Raw genomic sequence first — 18,191 nt, 5'->3', positions numbered from 1 at the left:
CGAAAGGAGGTGATCCGATGTCGAGTGTATTCGTTTCCCAGCGTGTGGTCTCGGCGGATTGCCTTTTCGGGGAGCAGTCTTCCCGCTGAAGCGCGATCACGTGCGGCAGGTGACCTTGGGTCGCCGCTGACGGCCGCGCTGGACGAAAGACACGGAAAGGCCTCTGTCTCGGCAAGAGACAGAGGCCTTTTTCTTTGGCGGGCACCCCGGTGAAGGCGGCTATTTGGTCAGCGTCAAACGCTCGGTGTTTCTTATGATCTCCGAAAAGGCCGCATCGAGTTCCGCGCCGGTCGACGCTTCGAAATAGTGCTTGATCGACGAGATATCGGGTGTCGAGCAGTTCTTGAGGACGGCTTTCGCGTTGGCCTCCGTCAGCTGGAATCCGACCGTGTACACTTCGATGCCGTCCTTCTTCATCGCCGAGCAAATGGATTCGGCATTTGTCCGCGCCCGCGTGCCCTGCTTCATTATCGGCTCGTCGCCCTGCTTCACACCGGCGAACGCCGTGTTGAATTCGCCGTCGGTCATCAGGATGGCCACCTTGGCGTTCTTGTTCTTGTTGATGTCCGCCGGCCCGCTGCCGAGCTTGGCGTCTAGAATGGTCGTCCGCCATTTTGGCGAGAGCATATAGTACGCCCATTGCACACCGATGCCGCCCGCGGTCTCGCCGTCAGCCGCGAAAGCCTCGATCGTCGCCAGCAGTTTTTCCGAATCGGCGGTCAGAGGGACCACTGCCGCCTGCGGGCACTTGGTCATGCGGTCATCCCGGTTGACCTTTGCCCGGTATTTCTTGCCCTGGCTGTTAACCCTTAGCGCCGTGGGTTCATCATCGCTCGTATCCGGCTGTCCGTTTGGCGTCTTGCGTTCTGTGGAGCAATTGTCCGGTCGAGAGCCGTCGCTTCCGGGAGCGGCCACTGACCGTTGTCATTCGGGTCCACTTTCGCCAAAATCACCGCGTCTTCGGCGGGAGGCAGGTTGGACCCGCCCGGCTTTTCGACAAATACCACGTCGTCGGCCAACGCGCCGGCATTCACAGCCTGGGCATAGGGTACGATTGCGACCCGGACGCGCGGATTTTTCGGATCCCTGTTCTGCTTCATCGCGAGGTCGACCGCATTCTTCGCCGCCGTTTGCAGGTCGCCGATCTTGTCGGTCTTTTTCTTGCGATCCGCCTTCATCGATCCGGTGATGTCGAGCATCATGGCGATCTCGACCTTCTTGTCGGAATAGAGCGCGGCGGAGGTAACCGAGACCTTCGGATCTTTGCCGAACAGCGGGAACGCCGAATCCACATAGGCATAAGCGGTACCTTCCAGTGTCTTCGCGGCGTCGTCGGTCACCAGTGTGTCGAGAACGAATTCACCCTTGTCGGCAAACCTGCCGGCGGCGTTGCCCAGAAGGAATTTCTCCACGGCCTTGCGCGCATCCTCCTTCTTGATCGCGCCTGTCGTGATGTTGCGCGCCGTCGAGGTCATCGCGGAATCCAACGCCGCCTGAAGACTGGATTTCACCTGATAGGCCTGGGCGAGGTTTACGCAGAAGCCGACGGCAAGCACGATCGGCAGCATCGAGACGCCGGTGAGCACCGCGAAATTGCCGCTTCGATCCCCTGCGAAACGGCTTGCGGCTTGACTGGCCCTGACCCCGAACAAACCCATCGCAATGCCTCCATGACGACGGTCCGCACACCGTCCGCAAGACGCATTGCAGGATTCCGGCCTGTATCGGCTGACGCCGGCCGCAAGCCGAGATCGAACGATAAGCCATTGAAATGGTTTGGTTCGGCCTGCCGATATGGTTAAGATTTCGTTATTGCCTCAAGCGCCGCCATCCAAATCGTTGACGAGCCTTAACCATAACTTTCTGTGGATCGATGTATTGTGCCAGATCGGGACGGCGAAGCTGTGCCGGGGCGGATCAGCGGCACCAGCTCTTCCTCTTGCCGCCGCCATATGGCCTGACCAGCCCCTCGTCGAGCAGGATGCGCGCAACCTCGTCACCCTCCGGCGTAAAGACGTCGGCGAGCACGCGGCCGTAATATTTTGCGCCGCCGATGTTGGATATGGCGACGAACTCTTCGCCGAGCAGCCGTGAAAGCAGGTCTCGCGCCGCCTCCGCAGCCCGGCGCTCGGCGGGGCAACGGCTCTTCATCTCCGGTGCGTCGACACCCCTGATCCGCACGTTGACGCGCACGAACTGCCCCGGCCAGACATGCGCTTCAGCGACGAACGTATCGCCGTCGAGCACCGATAGCACCCGCGCTTCCACCTGCCCCTTGAAGCGCGCGGCGGCGGAACCCGCATCGCACGCAAGAAGGATCGCGACTGCCGCCGCCAGCAGGGCCGGAATGCGAGTGCAAGGAAAGCGAAAACGATTCATGGGAAAGGAATTTATTCCTTTCCCATGAATCGCACAATAGTCAGTTTAACGGAACAGGTTGCATAAAGGCAAAAAATCATCCTATGAGAGCAAGTGGGTCCCGATCATGCGATCGACGCCCCGCATGGGTGGCTGCGTAGAGGCCGTTTCCTGCTCGTAGGTCCACACCTTGAAGGTCGATAGCGAGTGAGGCCCGAATGTATGCAGCAGCGGCACGTCGGTCGCGTCGCGGCCGCGCGCGATCACCACACGGCCGATGCGCTGTGTGTTGTGGCGAGGGTCGAACGTATACCATCTCCCGTCGAGATAAGCCTCGATCCAGGCGCTGAAATCCATCGGCGCAGGGTCGGCCGGCACGCCGATATCGCCGAGATAGCCGTTCACGTAGCGTGCCGGAATGTTCATGCAGCGGCAGAGCGTGATCGCCAGATGCGCGAAATCGCGGCAGACGCCGACGCGCTCCTCATGCGCCTGCGCGGCGGTCCGGGTCGATCGCGCGTAGCCATAGCCGAAAGACAGCCGTGCGTGGACGTAGTCGACGATCGCCTGCACGCGGGCCCAGCCCGGCGGCAGGTGGCCGAAGAGCTGCCACGCCAACCCCATCAGATGGTCCGTCTCGCAGTAGCGGCTCCCCACCATGAAGCCCATCACGTCGTCCGGCAGATCCTCGACGGGAGCCTCCTGCGCCAGCGTGTTCGCCGCATCCGGCTCGCCACTGTCCTCGACGACCGCGTCATAGAGGAGCCGCACGCCGCCGGCCGGCGCGGTGAACCGGCGGCAGACATTGCCGAACAGGTCGGTGTAGACATGGGTCTGTACCGACGGAGAGGTCAGCACGCGCGTCTGACGTTTTATGTCTGGCTGCCGGCTGTTGTGGATCTCGAGAAGCGAGATCACCGGCGTCGGCTGGGAGCAACTGATCGCGATTTCATAGCCGAGCCGAATGAGCATTGGTGCCTCCCCGCATCTGGAACAGAAGTCGTCCAGAACGCCACGGGAGCCGGATTTGTTCCTGCATGAGCAGTGTTTGCACCGACCTGTGTGTCCATGCAAAAGCGCGAGAAGTGTCAAAAATCGCTGGCGATGCCCTTGATCTCCCAGTCGCCGTAGCGCACCGGTTCCTCGCCGCCGCGGCCGCCGAATTCGCGCGGCATTGCGGCGACGCGCGCCTCGATCGCAGCGCGCCGGGCGGCGGCTTCCTCGAGCGCCCGCCGCGCGGCAGGCGCCAACGACTTCCGCGGCTGCGGGTTCGCGTCATTCATGTCGGCCATGTCGGCGCCGTGCGTCTCGCCGGCCGGTCCGGTCCTTGCGTCTTGGTCGGAAATCATTGAAACAACCTCGTCTCTTCCCCATCATATAGCAGTAAATTCGATGGGATCGACCCGTCAGGAGTGATCGATGAATGTGATGCGGACCGCTATGCTTCTGGCGCTGATGACAGCGCTGTTCATGGGGGTCGGCTATCTGATCGGCGGCTCCGGCGGCATGATGATCGCCTTCCTCATCGCCGCCGGCATGAACCTCTTCAGCTACTGGAACGCCGACAAGATGGTGCTGCGCATGCACCATGCGGTCGAGGTCGACGAGCGCAACGCTCCCGAATATTACGGCATCGTGCGCGACCTCGTGGCGCGTGCCGGCCTGCCGATGCCGAAGATCTATCTGATCGACAACCCGCAACCCAACGCCTTCGCCACCGGGCGAAACCCGCAGAACGCGGCGGTGGCGGCCACCACCGGCCTGCTCAACCGCCTGTCCTACGAGGAAGTCGCCGGCGTGATGGCGCACGAACTGGCGCATGTGCAGCACCGCGACACGCTGACCATGACGATCACCGCAACCCTTGCCGGCGCGATCTCCATGCTCGGCAACTTCGCCTTCTTCTTCGGCGGCAACCGCGAGAACAACAACAATCCGCTGGGCATCGTCGGCGTGCTGGTCGCCATGATCGTCGCCCCGCTCGCCGCCGCGATCGTGCAGATGGCGGTCAGCCGCACCCGTGAATACGCCGCCGACCGGCGCGGCGCCGAGATCTGCGGCCACCCGCTGTGGCTGGCGTCCGCCCTCGGCAAGATCGCCCGCAATGTGGAGCGCATCCACAATGACGACGCCGAGCGCAATCCCGCCACGGCGCATCTGTTCATCATCAATCCGCTGTCTGGCGAACGCATGGACAATCTTTTCTCCACGCACCCGAACACGGAGAACCGCATCGCCGCGCTGGAAGCGATGGCGCAGGAAGCAGGCGGCCGGCCGGTTGGCCAGTCGCGCCCCGCCGGTGAGCCGCGCCCGCAACCGCGCGCCAGCACTTCCGCAGGCCCGCCGCGCGCACAGGCTCCGGCATCGCCGCCGGCCAGCGGCCCGTGGGGAAATGCCCCTGCGACACCGGCCGAGGCTGAGAAGCCGGAACCGCCAAAAGCCAATCCGTGGGGTCGCAATCCGACAGGTCCGAAGAGCGGAAAAGGTCGCTGGTCGTGAGCGGCCCGGCAGCGCCGGCGCGCGGCAAAAGTCGCGGCAAGCCGCCGGCCTCCCAGCGCGAGACGGATGCCCTGCCCCCGACGCCCGGACTGGCGGTCCGCATGGCAGCGGCGCGGCTGCTGGCGGCGGTCGTCGATGCGAAGACGCCGCTCGACGGCCTGACCGACCAGGATCACGGCCACCCTCAATTCAAGGCGCTCGACGCCCGCGACCGCGGGCTGGTCCGCGCCATCCTCGTCACCGCGCTGCGCTATCGCCGCAGCATCGAGGCGCTGATATCGGCGCGGCTGCGCTCGCCGCTGCCGGGCAACGCGACGACCTTGTCCCACATCCTGCATGTCGGAGCCGCGCAGATCCTGTTTCTCGACGTGCCGGACAGCGCCGCCGTCGACCTCGCCGTGACCCATGCGAAGGGCGATCCACGCACCGCGCGCTTTGCCGCGCTGGTCAACGCCGTGCTGCGGGGGATTGCGCGAGACAAGGCAGCCGATCTGCCGCAAATGCTCGCCACGGTGACGGACGCGCCGGACTGGTTCGTCGCCCGCCTGCGTGCCGCATACGGCGCTGAACGCGCGGCCGAAATCCTCGCATCGCATCGGCTGGAATCGCCGACCGATTTCACTGTCAAGTCGGACCCGCAGCGCTGGGCCGAAACCTTCGGCGGCATCGTTCTGCCGACCGGCTCGGTCAGGGTAGGCAGGCTCCCTGCGCCCGTCGCCGACCTTCCGGGTTATGCCGAAGGCGAGTGGTGGGTCCAGGATGCCGCGGCCGCGCTCCCGGCCCGGCTGCTGGGCGATGTGAGCGGGCTGCGTGTCGCCGACCTCTGCGCGGCGCCCGGCGGCAAGACGGCGCAGCTTGCTTCGGCCGGCGCCATCGTCACCGCAGTCGACAGTTCGCGCAGCCGGCTCAATCGCCTGCAGGCCAATCTCGACCGGCTCGGGCTGAAAGCCGAGATCGTTCAGGCCGATGCGATCGACTGGACGCCAGCGGAAAGATTCGACGCGGTGCTGCTCGACGCGCCGTGCTCGTCGACCGGCACCGTGCGCCGCCATCCGGATGTGCCGTGGACGAAATCGCCGGCCGACATCGACAAACTCGCCGGTTTGCAGCGCCGTCTTCTCGACCATGCCGTCCAGATGCTGAAGCCGGGCGCCCGAATCGTCTTCTCCAACTGCTCGCTCGATCCGCGCGAAGGCGAGGACATGGTCCGGCAGTTCCTGTCGCAGAACCCGGCTTTCGCCATCGATCCGATCGCGCAGGGCGAGTTTGCCGGCGTCGACGGCTTCGTCACGCCGGAAGGCTGGCTGCGGACCACGCCGGCCGATATGCGCATGGCGGATGCGGCGCTTTCCGGCATGGACGGGTTTTTCGCCGCGCGCCTGCGCCGCCAGGATTGAACCTGTTCTGGGGAACCCGCGCGTTTCGCCTTCGCAGCATTGGCTGAATCATCTACAAGGCGCGAATTCGCGGATCTCGCAGGGGGAATGATTTTTTGGCGGCTGCCAGCACAAGGCGTCTTTGGACGCTGGTCGCCAGGGAATATTGGCGAAGGGCTCGCCGTCGCCTGCGCACCGGCCCGCTCTACCGTTGGCGCTACAGCGGCCGGACGCCCGAGCGCGTCCTCATCGCCCCGCCCGATCTGCGCCTTGCCGACCCGCAGATCGCGGTGGAGATCTATCACGGCCGGTTTCCGCTCAGCGGCCACATGGTCGAGGCCGGCGGGCAGTCGCCGTTCCTGCTGGATGTAACCGACCGCGGCTGGCTGAAGTCGCTGCACGGCTTTCGCTGGCTGCGCCATATGCGGGCCGCAGGCACCGAGCTTGCAGCGGCCAATGCGCGCGCGCTGGTCGCCGACTGGATCGCGGCGCATGGCTCGCACATCGCAGGCGTCGCATGGGAGCCGGCGACGACGGCCAAGCGGCTGATCGCATGGCTGCAGCATTCCTCGGTCGTGCTGCAAGGCGCGGAGTTCGCCTTCTATCGCTCGTTCCTCAAATCGCTGGCGATGCAGATCCGCTATCTGCGCTCGGTGGTGCGGGAAATGCCGGAGGGCGAGGGAAAGCTGCGCGCCCGCATCGCGCTGGCCTATGCCGCGCTGTCCCTGCCGGCGCCGGCCTCGGCGCTGCGCAATGCGACGCGCAACCTGGCGGACGAACTGGAGCGCCAGATCCTCCCCGATGGCGGCCACATCTCGCGCAATCCGATGGCGATCATGGAACTGCTGGCCGACCTGCTGCCGCTGCGCCAGACCTATGCCAACCAGGCGGAGTCGCCGCCGCAGGCGCTGTTCGGCGCGGTCGAGCGCATGCTGCCGGCCTTGCGTTTCTTCCGACACGCCGACGGCAGCCTGGCGCATTTCAACGGCATGGGCGTCACCATCCACGAGCGCGTGGCGGCCATCCTGCGCCATGACGACACCGCCGGCGCGCCGCTGCTGCACGCGCCGCATTCCGGCTACGAGCGGCTTGCCATGGGCGGGACCGTCGTCGTCGCCGACACCGGCATGCCGCCGCCCCTGGAAGTTTCGGAGGCCGCCCATGCCGGCTGCCTGTCCTTCGAATTGTCGTCCGGCAGGAACCTGTTCATCGTCAATGCCGGGGTCGACACCTATGGCGCGGAAGAATTCCGGCCGCTCGGCCGCGCCACCGCCGCCCACTCGACCGCCTCGCTCAACGACACGTCGCTTGCGCGCTTCAATCATCCGGAACGCATCAGCGGCATCATCGGCTCGCCGCTGGTCGATGGACCGCACGAGGTGCGCTGCGACCGGCTCGACCAGCCGGGCGCGCAAGGGTTCGTCGCCGGCCATGATGGCTATGTCAGGCGTTTCGGCATTTTCCACGAACGCCGGCTGACATTGTCCGCCGAAGGCGACAGCCTTGCGGGCGTCGACCGGTTCATCCCGCAGGGTGGATCGTCGCATGCGGAGGATTCGGTGGTCGTCCGTTTCCACCTGCACCCAGACGTGGAACTCTTCCGGGACAGCAAGGGGCGGCTGGTGCTTGCGCCGCCGCAGGCCGACCGCTGGTTCTTTTCCTGCAACGTGACGCCGCGCGTCGAGGAATCGATCTTCTTCGCAGCACTCGGCGGCCCGCGCCGCAGCCGCCAGATCGTGCTGGCGTTCAGCGCTTCCGAGGTGCCCGAGGCGCAGTGGCAGTTCCAGAAGAAACGCCGCGATCTGGCGATGCCGCAGGTGTGACCGATCCCGGGTGGCGCGGTGATTCCATCAGCGCCACCAACTGGAACGCATCCGAGCTTCAGGCAGATCGATAGCGGGACGCCGGCGTGCCGGTCTGCGTCGATGCGAACAGATTTGTCCGGGCCGCATCATAGGCCTCCCACAGGGCGAGGTTGTGCACCGACGGCATCGTAACGGTCTCGCCCTTGTCGAACCCAGCAAGGGCGGCGTCGACCAGGTCTTCCGCGCTCATGATGATGGCCGGGTCGAACGCCGAGAGCGACACGCCGGAATGGTCGTAGAATTCGGTGGCCGTTCCCGCCGGAAGCACGACCTGCACCCTGACGCCTGTCCCCGCAAGTTCCTGCTGAAGCCCACGGCTGAAGTTGAGCACGAAGGCTTTTGTGCCGCTGTAGAGCGAAGCCATCGGCAAGGCGTGCACAGCCAGGACCGACGCGACATTGATGATGGCGCCCGCGTTGCGCGAAAGCAGCGCCGGCAGAACCGCCTTCGTCAGCCGTGTCAGCGCGGTGACGTTGAGCGCGATCGTCGCTGCTGCATCCTCGGAGGACATGTCCACCGTCGCGCCGATCTTGCCGTTTCCGGCATTGTTCACCAGCAGGGACACCAGCGGGTTCGTTGCCAGGACCTCTTCGATCCGGCCGATATCGTCATCGCTGGTCAGGTCCGCCGGAAGGATGTCGACCTTGGCGCCGAAGTCGCGCGACAGCCTGGCCGCAAGCGCCTTCAGGCGGTCGGCACGCCGGGCGACGAGAACGAGGTCGAAGCCGCGCGACGCAAGCCGTTCGGCATAGACGGCGCCGATGCCGGAGGATGCGCCGGTGACGACGGCGACGGGTTTCGGAAAAATGTCGGACATGATTCTTCTTTAAATAAGTTGAGTACTCAAGCAATAGGAAAAACGATACGGCGTTGTCAATGCTATGGCGCTCAACTATTTTCGACGCATGGGAAAACGCTCTGAATCGGCACCGTCCGGCGAAGCGCCGGACGACGGCATCGGCTCCGACGAGATGCATGCCGGGCTTGCCTGCACGCACACCTCGCTGCGCCGTGCGGCGCGGCGGCTCGGCCAGCTCTACGACGATGCCCTGGCGCCGGTGGGACTGACCTCGCCGCAGGCCCTGCTTCTGTCGCAGATCGAGACGCTGACCGCCGCCGATGGCCTGGGGCCGACCTTGCAGGTCCTTGCCGGCCGCCTGGCGATCCAGATTTCCGCCCTCACCCATGCGTTGCGGCCGCTTGTCCGGGACGGCCTGGTCGAAGTCCGCCCGGACACCCGCGACCGCCGCTCCAAGCACGCGGTGCTGACCGCTTCCGGCACGCTTCGGCTGCAGGAGATGTACGAACGATGGAGCGAGGCCAACCGCCGGTTCGAGGCGATCCTGGGCAGCGAGGCGGCCAGAATGCTCAGGACCTTGTCCGACAGGATCGCGTCGCCGGAGTTTCTGGATGCCTACACCGACAAGGCGCGCGAGACCGGCAAGCCTTCTTGATTTCCCGCCAGCCCGTGTTAGGTCGCACCCAACGCCCCGTAGCGAAAGACCCTCCCATGGCCGTTGCCTCGAAAAACATCCCCGCGCCCGACCTCGTCATGATCCGCCGCGCGCTGCTTTCGGTGTCGGACAAGACCGGCCTGATCGAATTCGCGCGGGCGCTGACCAGCCTCGGCATCGAGTTGGTCTCGACGGGCGGAACGGCCAAGGCGATCGCCGCCGCCGGGCTGGCGGTACGTGACGTGTCGGACCTGACCGGCTTCCCGGAAATCATGGACGGGCGGGTGAAGACACTGCACCCGGCGGTGCATGGCGCGCTGCTCGGCGTGCGCGACGATCCCGAGCACGCCGAGGCGATGCGGCGGAACCGCATCGAGCCGATCGACCTGGTCGTGGTCAATCTCTACCCGTTCGAGGAGGTGCGCTGCTCCGGCGCCGACTATGCCTCGGTCGTGGAAAACGTCGACATCGGCGGGCCGGCGATGGTGCGAGCCTCGGCCAAGAACCATGCCTATGTGGCTGTCGTCACCGAGCAGGAGGACTATGCGTCCGTCCTCAACGCGCTGGACCTCAACACCGGCAGCCTGACGCTGGAGTTCCGCAAGAAGCTGGCGGCCAAGGCCTTTGCCCGGACTGCCGCTTATGACGCCGCCATCTCGCAATGGTTTGCGCAGACCCTCGAGGTCGAGCACCCCGCCTGGCGCGCCTTTGGCGGAAAACTGGAAACGGTCATGCGCTACGGCGAGAACCCACACCAGTCGGCGGGTTTCTACATCACCGGCGACAGCAGGCCGGGTGTCGCCACGGCAAGGCAGCTACAGGGCAAGCAGCTTTCCTACAACAACATCAACGATACCGACGCCGCCTTCGAACTGGTCGGCGAATTCGACCCGGCGCGTTCCGCAGCAGTCGCCATCATCAAGCACGCCAATCCATGCGGCGTCGGCATCGGTGGCACGCTGCGCGAGGCCTACGCCAAGGCGCTGGCCTGCGACCCGGTCTCGGCATTCGGCGGCATTGTCGCGGTCAACCGGCTGCTCGACGCCGAGGCGGCGGAAGAGATCGTGAAAACCTTCACCGAGGTGATCATCGCGCCGGAAGCCAGCGAGGAAGCGCAGGCGATCATCGCGGCGAAGAAGAACCTTCGCCTGCTGGTGGCCGGCGGCCTGCCCGACCCAGCCACGGCGGGCGTCACCGTCAAGTCCGTGTCAGGCGGCTTGCTGGTCCAGTCGCGCGACAACGCCGTGGTCGATGCCCTGGACCTGAAGGTGGTGACCAAACGCGCCCCGAACGAGGCCGAGCTCGCCGATCTGCGTTTCGCCTTCCGCATAGCGAAACACGTGAAATCCAACGCCATCGTCTACGCCAGGGACGGCGCAACGGTCGGCATCGGCGCCGGACAGATGAGCCGCGTCGATTCCTCGCGCATTGCCGCCCGCAAGGCGCTGGATGCGGCCGAGGCCGCCGGCCTTGTGGAGCCGCTGACCAAGGGTTCGGTCGTCGCCTCCGACGCCTTCTTCCCCTTCGCCGACGGGCTGATGGCCGCCGTCGAGGCCGGCGCGACGGCGGTCATCCAGCCGGGCGGCTCGATGCGCGACGACGACGTGATCGCCGCCGCCGACGCCCACGGCATCGCCATGGTGTTCACCGGCGTCCGGCATTTCCGGCATTGATCCCCACGACCGCAAAAGCTTTCACGCCAGGCGAGAATGTCAGCCGCTACGGCCTGACCGGCCGGTCCGCCGGATAGGGCGTGCGGATAAGGATCAGAAGGCCGCCGGCCAGGAACAACAGGATCATCGCCATGCCGAGCCGCGGCGAGCCGGCGAGCGTGGTGACCGTGGCGACGAGGAAGGGTGCCAGGAAGCTCGTGGCGCGCCCGGCAAGGGCATAAATCCCGAAATAGCGCCCCGCTTCCTCCGCCGACACGCTGCGCGCCATATAGGAACGGGAAGAAGCCTGCACGGGGCCGAAGGCGACGCCAATAAAGAGGCCATAGACAATGTAGGCTTTCTCGGCGGCCGTGCCGAACATGCCGCCGCTGTCGGCCGTACCGAGGGGGAGAAGCCCGAACAGCGTAAAGCCCGGACCGGTGGACACGATGCCGACCGTGGCCACAAGAAGAAGGATGAGCGACAGCACCACCACCCATTTCGACCCGAACAGGGTGTCCAGTTTCGCGGCGGCAAAACATCCGAAAATGGCGATGACGTTGAGCACGATGCCGTAGACGCCGAGTTCCGGCACCGACCATTTGAACATTCCGGCGGCGAAGCCGCCACCCAGCCCGATTAGAGCGTTGACGCCATCTTGGTAGATCATGCGCGAAACCAGGAAGCGTGCGATGCCGATCCGCTGGCGCGCCTCTTTCAACGTTTCGCGCAATTCGGCAAGGCCGGTGCGCACGGCGGGGCCGAGGGCCATGCCCTTGGCCGCATCCGGCGTGAACAACATCATCGGCAGGATGAAGACCAGATACCAGACTGCGGAAAACGGTCCGGTAATGCGGGCGTCCTCGCCTTTCGCCGGATCGAGACCGAACAGCGGATCGAGGCCGAAGAGCGTCTTGCCTGTCTCAGGCATAGCCGCAAGCATCGTGATCACGAAGATCAAGGCGATCATGCCGCCGAGATATCCGAGGCCCCAGGCCACGTTGGAAACACTGCCGATCTGCGCCTGCGGTATAAGCCGCGGCATCATGGAATCATTGAAGACGATGGAGAACTCCGCCGCCACGGTCGCGAGGCTGAAGAAGATCAAGGCGATGAACAGGCTCGATCCGGGCACAGCGAACCAGAGCATCGACAGGGATACGATCTGGATGATGGCGAAGAAGCCGATCCACGGTTTCTTGCGGCCGGTCTGGTCGGCGATGGAGCCGAGAACCGGCGACAGGATGGCGATGACGAGGCCAGCGGCGGCGATGCCGTAACCCCATGCCGCCTGGCCGGCGGTGGGATCGCTCGCCATGCGCGAGATGAAATACGGTCCGAAGATAAAAGTTGTGACCAGCGTGAAAAACGGTTGCGCCGCCCAGTCGAACAGCATCCAGCCCCAGATGCCGCGCCGCGGAACGGCGCCGGCGGTGGTTGCGGTCATGAAGGCCCCGTCTGATTCGGTCACTGAATGGCGCGACGTTGAGACGCCATGCTTATACGGTCCGCCAACGGATTTGTAGGGCTAAACCTTAGCGGATACGGACGGTTGTCCGATACCAACAAATAGCATATCTTGGTAAAGGCAGGATGGAGGCTGAATCAATGGCCCGCAACACATCGATTTCGCTTGGCGACCATTTCGCCGACTTCATCGACACGCAAGTTCAGACCGGACGCTATGGCTCCGCCAGCGATGTCGTGCGGGCCGGTTTGCGTCTGCTTGAAGAACACGAAGCGAAGGTGAAAGCCCTGCGGGATGCGCTGATTGCCGGGGAAGAGGCCGGGACCCCTCGGCCTTTCGACAGCGATGCATTCCTGAAGCGGATGCACGCGAAACATGCCCGGTAGTCGGGGCATCTATCGGCTGTCGCCGCTGGCAGAGGCGGACCTTGAGGATATCTGGCTATACACTTTCAAGACGTAGTCGTTGCAGCAGGCGGATCGCTATCACGGCGACATCATGGCCGCAGTCGACGATCTGGCGGCGGGAAGGCGGATCGGGCGGCCCGTGGATGTACGTGAAGGCTATGTCAAATACCCGATCGGATCACATTTCGTATTCTACCGGGAAGCGGATGACGGAATCGACGTTATTCGCATCCTGCACTAGAAGATGGATGTCAGCCGCCACTTGTAGGCAGTAAGGAGACCGGTGGACCGGTCTCCCCTGTGACAAATCTCACAACGCCGTCAGATCGTGCATCAGCCCGGCGGCGACGCTGAGCCGCGACACGGTGATGTCGCCGCCCTCCGTCAGTGCCTGCAGCCGCTCGCGCGTCCGCTGCACCCGCTCGCCGCCGGCCTCCAGCCAGCGCGCCACCGGCTCGCTCTCCTTACCGTGCGCCGTCAGCGCTGCGGCGGCAATACCGCGGCCGGCCGCGCCGATCGTGTCCAGCGCACGTGTCAGCGCCAGCCCCTCATAATAGTCGGAAGGCGATATGGCGCGGGCGGCGTCCTCGATCCGGCCGATGCGAAAAGCCTCGCTGACCGCGAAGAAGGCTTTTGCCGCGTCGACGATGCCGGCGCCGGCATCTCGCGCCACCAGCGCCACGTCCGGCACCATCTGGACCGCGTCGGCGTTGGCGAGTTTTTCCGCCAGCGCCTCCGGCGCGCCGGCGGCGATGAAAGCCAGCCGCCGTTCCTCGAGTTTCGCCCGGGGATAGGTAGGCAACAGGGCCGCAAGCTTCGGCTCCAGCACCTTGCGCGCCTCGCGCAGCTCGGCGATGCGAGCGCCGACCGGCTCGCCTGAATGGTCGTTCTTCAGCATCCAGCCGGTCTCGACGAACAGCAGCCGTCCCAGCCCCTGATAGAGGTCGAGCTGGAACTGGCCGTCGATCTTTGCGTCGAGCGCATCGATCTCGGCATAAAGTGCCGGCAGCGCAAACCCGTCGCGCACCACGACGAAGGCTTTCGCCACGTCGGCGGCGCTGCGGCCGGTCGCGTCCTGCAGACGGCTCAGGAAAGACGGCCCGCCACGGTTGACGAGATCGTTGGCGAGCACGCGCGACACGATCTCGCGGCGCAGCCGGTGCTCGTTGATGTCCCCCTCGTATTTCTTCGCCATCCTATCGGGGAAATAACCGAGCAGGTCGCGTTCGAAATGCGGATCGTCCGGCACGTCGCTGGCCACGAGGTCGGAGAACAGCACGATTTTCGCATAGGCGAGCAGCACGCCGAGTTCGGCCCGCGTCAGCGGCTCACCGCGCGCCTGCCGCTCGGCGAGAGCGGCATCTGACGGCAACGTTTCCACCGCCCGGTCGAGCAGGCCGCGCGATTCCAGTCCGGATATGAAACGCGCCTGATGCGGCAGGTCGGCCAGCCCGCGCTTCCTCTGCAAGGAGAGCGCCAGCGTCTGCTGGTAGTTGTTGGAAAGCACCAGTTCGCCAACTTCCGGCGTCATTTCGGCCAGCAGTTTGTCGCGGGCGGGGCGCGTCAGGGCGCCCTTGCGCATGGCCGAGGCCAGCGCGATCTTGATGTTGACCTCGACGTCCGAGCAGTTGACGCCGGCGGAATTGTCGATGGCGTCGGAATTGCAGGCGCCGCCGTTCAGGCCGAACTCGATGCGGGCGCGCTGGGTGACGCCGAGATTGGCGCCTTCGCCGATGACTTTTGTGCGGACTTCCGAGGCGGTGACGCGGATGGCGTCGTTGGCGCGGTCGCCGACCTCCTGATTGGTCTCGCCCGTGCCCCTGACATACGTGCCGATACCGCCGAACCACAGGAGATCGGCCGGCGCCTGGAGGATGGCCTTCATGATCTCGGCCGGTGAGGCCGTGGTCTTTGCCAGCCCGATCGCAGTGGCCGCCGCCTCCGACAGTGTCACCGATTTCTGGGCGCGCGAGATGATCGCGCCGCCTGCGGAAAGTTTTGTCTTGTCGTAGTCCTGCCAACTCGAACGCGGCAAGTCGAACAGGCGCTGACGCTCGGTAAGCGACGACGCCGCATCGGGCGCGGGGTCGATAAAAATGTCGCGGTGGTCGAAGGCGGCAATCAGCCGGATTTCCGGTGACAGGAGCATGCCGTTGCCGAACACGTCGCCGGACATGTCGCCGACACCGACGACGGTGAACGGCTCCTTCTGGATGTCGCGGTTCATCTCGCGGAAATGCCGCTTCACCGCCTCCCAGGCGCCCTTGGCGGTGATGCCCATCTTCTTGTGGTCGTAGCCGGCCGAGCCGCCCGAGGCGAAGGCGTCGTCCAGCCAGAAATCATGGGCCTGGCTGATGGCGTTGGCGGTGTCGGAAAAAGTCGCCGTGCCCTTGTCGGCGGCGACGACAAAATACGGATCGTCGGCGTCGCGGCGCGTCACGCCTTGCGGCGGCACGATGCCCTTGGCGTCGATATTGTCGGTGACCGAAAGCAGACTGGAGACGAAGTTGATGTAGGCCTGCCGGCCGGCCTCGAACCACAGGTCACGGTTGGACGCCGGCGGCAGGCGTTTCGGATAGAAGCCGCCCTTGGCTCCGACCGGCACGATGACGGCGTTCTTCACCTGCTGCGCCTTGACGAGACCAAGTACCTCGGTACGGTAGTCCTGGGCACGGTCCGACCAGCGCAGGCCGCCGCGCGCCACCGGGCCGAAGCGCAGGTGCACGCCTTCCACTTCGGGACCGTAGACAAAAATCTCGCGCCACGGCCGTGGCTCGGGCAGGCCGACCAGCGACCGCGAATCCAGCTTGATAGCCAGCGAGCGCGGCTTGTCGGTCGCCGGGGCAAAATGGTTGGTGCGCAGCGAGGCTTCGACAAGGTTGAGATAGCGGCGGATGATGGTGTCGTCGTCGAGGTTCGGCACCTCCTCCAGCGCGTCCTTGATCTTGGCCTTTAGATGTTTCGCCGTCACCTCGCCGTCCTTGCCGGCGGGGTCGAACATGGCGACGAACAGCTGGAACAGGCCGCGCGCGATCTCCGGATAGCGGTTCAGCACATTGGCGATGACGTCCTGGCTCTGCGGGATGCCGGCCTGCTGCAGGTAGCGGCCGTAGGCGCGCAGGATGACGATCTCCTTCGACCACAGGCGGGCGGTCTGGGCGAGCGCGTTGTAACCGTCATTGTCGGCGCGGCCGTGCCATACGGAAAGTAGCACGTCCTCCAGCAGCGCTCCGCCATCCGAAAGGTCGATCGGCGCGCCAAAAGCGTTCTTCAGGTCCATGTCGTGGATGAAGACACGCTCGCCATCGGCCCGGTCGATCTCGAAAGTGCGTTCGCTGATAACGCGAAAACCCATGTTTTCCAGCATCGGAACGCGCCGCGACAACGACACAGGCTCGCCGAAATGATGGATTTTCAGCGCCGCATGCCTCTCGGACTGGCCGGCATGGCGGTAATAATCGATGGCGATCGGCTTTTCCGCCGACAGGTTTGAGACGCGCCGTGCATCGGCCAGCGCCTCGGCGGCGCTGAAGCTGCCGCGGTAGCTTTCGGGGAATTTTCCAGCGACCGCCGCCAGTTTCTCGTCCAGCCCGGACGCCGCCGCCTCGTCGCGCAGCGCGTCCTCCCACGTTCGAACGATGTCGCGGATCGCCGCCTCGATCGCCTGCGGCTCGACGTCGGGCGTCTTGCCGCCGGAGCGGCCGATGATGAAATGCACCCGCGCCAGCCCGCCTTCGGGGAAGGCCGGGTAGTAGGCGGAGAGCCGCCCGTCGAAGACGGCCTTCAGATATTGCCCGATCTTCTCACGGACGATGGAATCGTAGCGGTCGCGCGGCACGAAGACGAGGACGGAGACGAAACGGTCGAACTGGTCGACGCGCACCAGCGCGCGGATGCGCGGGCGTTCCACCAGGCCGAGGATCGCTTCGGCGTGTGCCTGGAGGATGTCGTTCGGTATCTGGAAAAGCTCGTCGCGCGGATAGGATTCCAGCACGTTGATGAGCGCCTTGCCCGAATGATCGCCGGGATCGAAGCCGGATTTCTGGATGATGGTTTCGGCCTTGGAACGCAGATAGGGGATCTTCATCACCGAGCGCGTGTAGGCGGTGGAGGTGAACAGGCCGACGATGCGCAACTCGCCCGCAAGCTCGCCCTCCGGCGAATAGGTCTTCACGCCGATATAGTCGAGATAGGCGCGGCGGTGGACGACCGACTTGGCGTTGGCCTTGGTGACGATCAGCGGTTCGGGCCCGTGCAGGAAGGCGCGGATCTCGGGCGTCGTCTGCCCGTCCTCGGTGTTGTCCCGCCGCAGCACGCGCACGTCTGGGTCGGCCAGGATGCCGAGGCCGCGCTTGTCGGAACGCTCCAGCGTGCCAGTCTTCTCGCCGCCCTGATAGTTGAACTCGCGCATGCCGAGGAACGTAAAATTGTCGTCGCGCAGCCATTCGAGGAAGGCGATCGCCTCGGTCAACGCCGCCTTCTCCAGCGGGATCGGCGAATAGCGGAATTCGCTGATGGCGCGGTCGAGACGCGCCAGCATCGGCTTCCAGTCGACGGTTGCCGCGCGGACCTGAACCAGCACCTTGTCCAGCCGCTCCTTGAGCTTGGCCGCATCATCCGCCGGCAGCGGCTTGACGTGGACATGGATGACGCTGAGCCGGTCGGCCGCGACATCGCGCACCGAACCGTCGCCGAGGATTTCCTCGACGCCGCCTTCGCCGTGGCGCACGACAAGCACCGGATGGGTGACAAGCGTCGGCTCCCCAGCCGCTTCCGTTATCTCGCCGAGGACCGAGTCGAACAGGAACGGCATGTTGTCGTTGACGACCGTGATGACGGTCACCGGCAGGCCGTCGCGCAGCACGCCGCCATCGCGCTCGATGGCGACGATGCTTTCGCCCTTGTGGTGGCTGGCAACCGCCTTGCCGGCGAGTTCGGCAGCGCGCGCCAGCATCGCAGGATCGTAGGCGGCGGTATCCTCGGCCGGCGCCCGCGCGAGCAGGTTGTCGGCAAGGCCCCCGATGCGCGCCGCCTTTTCATGCGAGGCCGGCGCCTGCCTGCTGCTTTTCTCGCCGGCTCTGGATTTTGTGTCCGTCACAATGGCGCTCCCAT

15 protein-coding genes are annotated in these 18,191 nt (G+C 65.2%); 7 read left to right on the top strand and 8 right to left on the bottom strand.

Annotation, left to right across the window (positions count from 1 at the left end; translation table 11 throughout):
• Positions 1-219: 219 nt before the first annotated feature.
• The 5 genes from ACSBOB_RS04835 to ACSBOB_RS04815 form a co-directional block, all read right to left on the bottom strand.
• Entirely contained in the window at positions 220-756 is a 537-nt protein-coding gene (locus ACSBOB_RS04835; RefSeq protein ID WP_442581329.1) for a hypothetical protein, read from the bottom strand.
• Between the two features lie 53 nt (positions 757-809).
• The gene (locus ACSBOB_RS04830) at positions 810-1,658 is read right to left on the bottom strand and encodes a TadE/TadG family type IV pilus assembly protein (protein WP_442581328.1); all 849 of its coding nucleotides are present in this window, start codon (positions 1,656-1,658) and stop codon (positions 810-812) included.
• A gap of 259 nt (positions 1,659-1,917) precedes the next feature.
• Complete coding sequence (locus tag ACSBOB_RS04825) at positions 1,918-2,379, bottom strand: thermonuclease family protein (RefSeq protein ID WP_442581327.1); 462 nt, start codon at positions 2,377-2,379, stop codon at positions 1,918-1,920.
• An 81-nt stretch (positions 2,380-2,460) separates the two neighbouring features.
• Positions 2,461-3,330 (bottom strand): transglutaminase-like domain-containing protein, encoded by an 870-nt coding sequence (locus ACSBOB_RS04820; RefSeq protein WP_442581326.1) that lies wholly within the window; start codon positions 3,328-3,330, stop codon positions 2,461-2,463.
• 116 nt (positions 3,331-3,446) lie between these two features.
• On the bottom strand, positions 3,447-3,650 hold the full coding sequence (locus tag ACSBOB_RS04815) for a DUF1674 domain-containing protein (protein WP_442583637.1): 204 nt from the start codon (positions 3,648-3,650) through the stop codon (positions 3,447-3,449).
• A 127-nt stretch (positions 3,651-3,777) separates the two neighbouring features.
• Here ACSBOB_RS04815 and htpX point away from each other — a divergent pair, with 127 nt between their 5' ends.
• From htpX to ACSBOB_RS04800, 3 genes are all read left to right on the top strand, one after another.
• Positions 3,778-4,857: a zinc metalloprotease HtpX gene (htpX, locus tag ACSBOB_RS04810; RefSeq protein WP_442581325.1), complete on the top strand. Its 1,080-nt coding sequence runs from the start codon at positions 3,778-3,780 to the stop codon at positions 4,855-4,857.
• Complete coding sequence (locus ACSBOB_RS04805) at positions 4,848-6,254, top strand: RsmB/NOP family class I SAM-dependent RNA methyltransferase (RefSeq protein WP_442583636.1); 1,407 nt, start codon at positions 4,848-4,850, stop codon at positions 6,252-6,254. The genes htpX and ACSBOB_RS04805 overlap by 10 nt, the downstream gene beginning before the upstream one ends.
• A gap of 95 nt (positions 6,255-6,349) precedes the next feature.
• Entirely contained in the window at positions 6,350-8,056 is a 1,707-nt protein-coding gene (locus tag ACSBOB_RS04800) for a heparinase II/III family protein (RefSeq protein WP_442581324.1), read from the top strand.
• A 58-nt stretch (positions 8,057-8,114) separates the two neighbouring features.
• On the opposite strand, the gene ACSBOB_RS04795 is transcribed toward ACSBOB_RS04800, so the two are convergent.
• Positions 8,115-8,915, bottom strand: a complete 801-nt coding sequence (locus ACSBOB_RS04795; RefSeq protein WP_442581323.1) for an SDR family NAD(P)-dependent oxidoreductase — start codon at positions 8,913-8,915, stop codon at positions 8,115-8,117.
• A gap of 64 nt (positions 8,916-8,979) precedes the next feature.
• On the opposite strand from ACSBOB_RS04795, the gene ACSBOB_RS04790 reads away from it, so the two are divergent.
• Positions 8,980-9,552, top strand: a complete 573-nt coding sequence (locus ACSBOB_RS04790; RefSeq protein ID WP_442581322.1) for a MarR family winged helix-turn-helix transcriptional regulator — start codon at positions 8,980-8,982, stop codon at positions 9,550-9,552.
• 56 nt (positions 9,553-9,608) lie between these two features.
• Positions 9,609-11,225, top strand: a complete 1,617-nt coding sequence (purH, locus tag ACSBOB_RS04785; RefSeq protein WP_442581321.1) for a bifunctional phosphoribosylaminoimidazolecarboxamide formyltransferase/IMP cyclohydrolase — start codon at positions 9,609-9,611, stop codon at positions 11,223-11,225.
• A 46-nt stretch (positions 11,226-11,271) separates the two neighbouring features.
• Here the strand turns inward: purH and ACSBOB_RS04780 are convergent, their stop codons facing one another.
• On the bottom strand, positions 11,272-12,651 hold the full coding sequence (locus ACSBOB_RS04780) for an MFS transporter (RefSeq protein WP_442581320.1): 1,380 nt from the start codon (positions 12,649-12,651) through the stop codon (positions 11,272-11,274).
• A gap of 161 nt (positions 12,652-12,812) precedes the next feature.
• Between ACSBOB_RS04780 and ACSBOB_RS04775 the strand changes: the two genes are divergently transcribed.
• Positions 12,813-13,058, top strand: a complete 246-nt coding sequence (locus tag ACSBOB_RS04775; RefSeq protein ID WP_442581319.1) for a type II toxin-antitoxin system ParD family antitoxin — start codon at positions 12,813-12,815, stop codon at positions 13,056-13,058.
• 79 nt (positions 13,059-13,137) lie between these two features.
• Entirely contained in the window at positions 13,138-13,320 is a 183-nt protein-coding gene (locus ACSBOB_RS04770; RefSeq protein ID WP_442581318.1) for a type II toxin-antitoxin system RelE/ParE family toxin, read from the top strand.
• Between the two features lie 69 nt (positions 13,321-13,389).
• On the opposite strand, the gene ACSBOB_RS04765 is transcribed toward ACSBOB_RS04770, so the two are convergent.
• Positions 13,390-18,177, bottom strand: coding sequence for an NAD-glutamate dehydrogenase (locus ACSBOB_RS04765; protein WP_442581317.1), 4,788 nt, complete (start codon positions 18,175-18,177; stop codon positions 13,390-13,392).
• Between the last annotated feature and the right edge of the window lie 14 nt (positions 18,178-18,191).

Source organism: Mesorhizobium sp. KACC 23794, assembly GCF_052180275.1.
In the GTDB taxonomy this organism is placed as follows: Bacteria; Pseudomonadota; Alphaproteobacteria; order Rhizobiales; family Rhizobiaceae; genus Kumtagia.
Note: the sequence above shows the minus strand (reverse complement) of the source record. Positions and strands in the feature narration are given on the sequence as shown.

Excerpts from the sequence above, each read along its gene's own strand:
- ACSBOB_RS04835 (WP_442581329.1), bottom strand. The coding sequence starts at position 756 with ATGACCAAGTGCCCGCAGGCGGCAGTGGTCCCTCTGACCGCCGATTCG.
- ACSBOB_RS04830 (WP_442581328.1), bottom strand. The coding sequence starts at position 1,658 with ATGGGTTTGTTCGGGGTCAGGGCCAGTCAAGCCGCAAGCCGTTTCGCA.
- ACSBOB_RS04825 (WP_442581327.1), bottom strand. The coding sequence starts at position 2,379 with ATGAATCGTTTTCGCTTTCCTTGCACTCGCATTCCGGCCCTGCTGGCG.
- ACSBOB_RS04820 (WP_442581326.1), bottom strand. The coding sequence starts at position 3,330 with ATGCTCATTCGGCTCGGCTATGAAATCGCGATCAGTTGCTCCCAGCCG.
- ACSBOB_RS04815 (WP_442583637.1), bottom strand. The coding sequence starts at position 3,650 with ATGGCCGACATGAATGACGCGAACCCGCAGCCGCGGAAGTCGTTGGCG.
- htpX (WP_442581325.1), top strand. The coding sequence starts at position 3,778 with ATGAATGTGATGCGGACCGCTATGCTTCTGGCGCTGATGACAGCGCTG.
- ACSBOB_RS04795 (WP_442581323.1), bottom strand. The coding sequence starts at position 8,915 with ATGTCCGACATTTTTCCGAAACCCGTCGCCGTCGTCACCGGCGCATCC.
- ACSBOB_RS04790 (WP_442581322.1), top strand. The coding sequence starts at position 8,980 with ATGGCGCTCAACTATTTTCGACGCATGGGAAAACGCTCTGAATCGGCA.
- purH (WP_442581321.1), top strand. The coding sequence starts at position 9,609 with ATGGCCGTTGCCTCGAAAAACATCCCCGCGCCCGACCTCGTCATGATC.
- ACSBOB_RS04780 (WP_442581320.1), bottom strand. The coding sequence starts at position 12,651 with ATGACCGCAACCACCGCCGGCGCCGTTCCGCGGCGCGGCATCTGGGGC.
- ACSBOB_RS04775 (WP_442581319.1), top strand. The coding sequence starts at position 12,813 with ATGGCCCGCAACACATCGATTTCGCTTGGCGACCATTTCGCCGACTTC.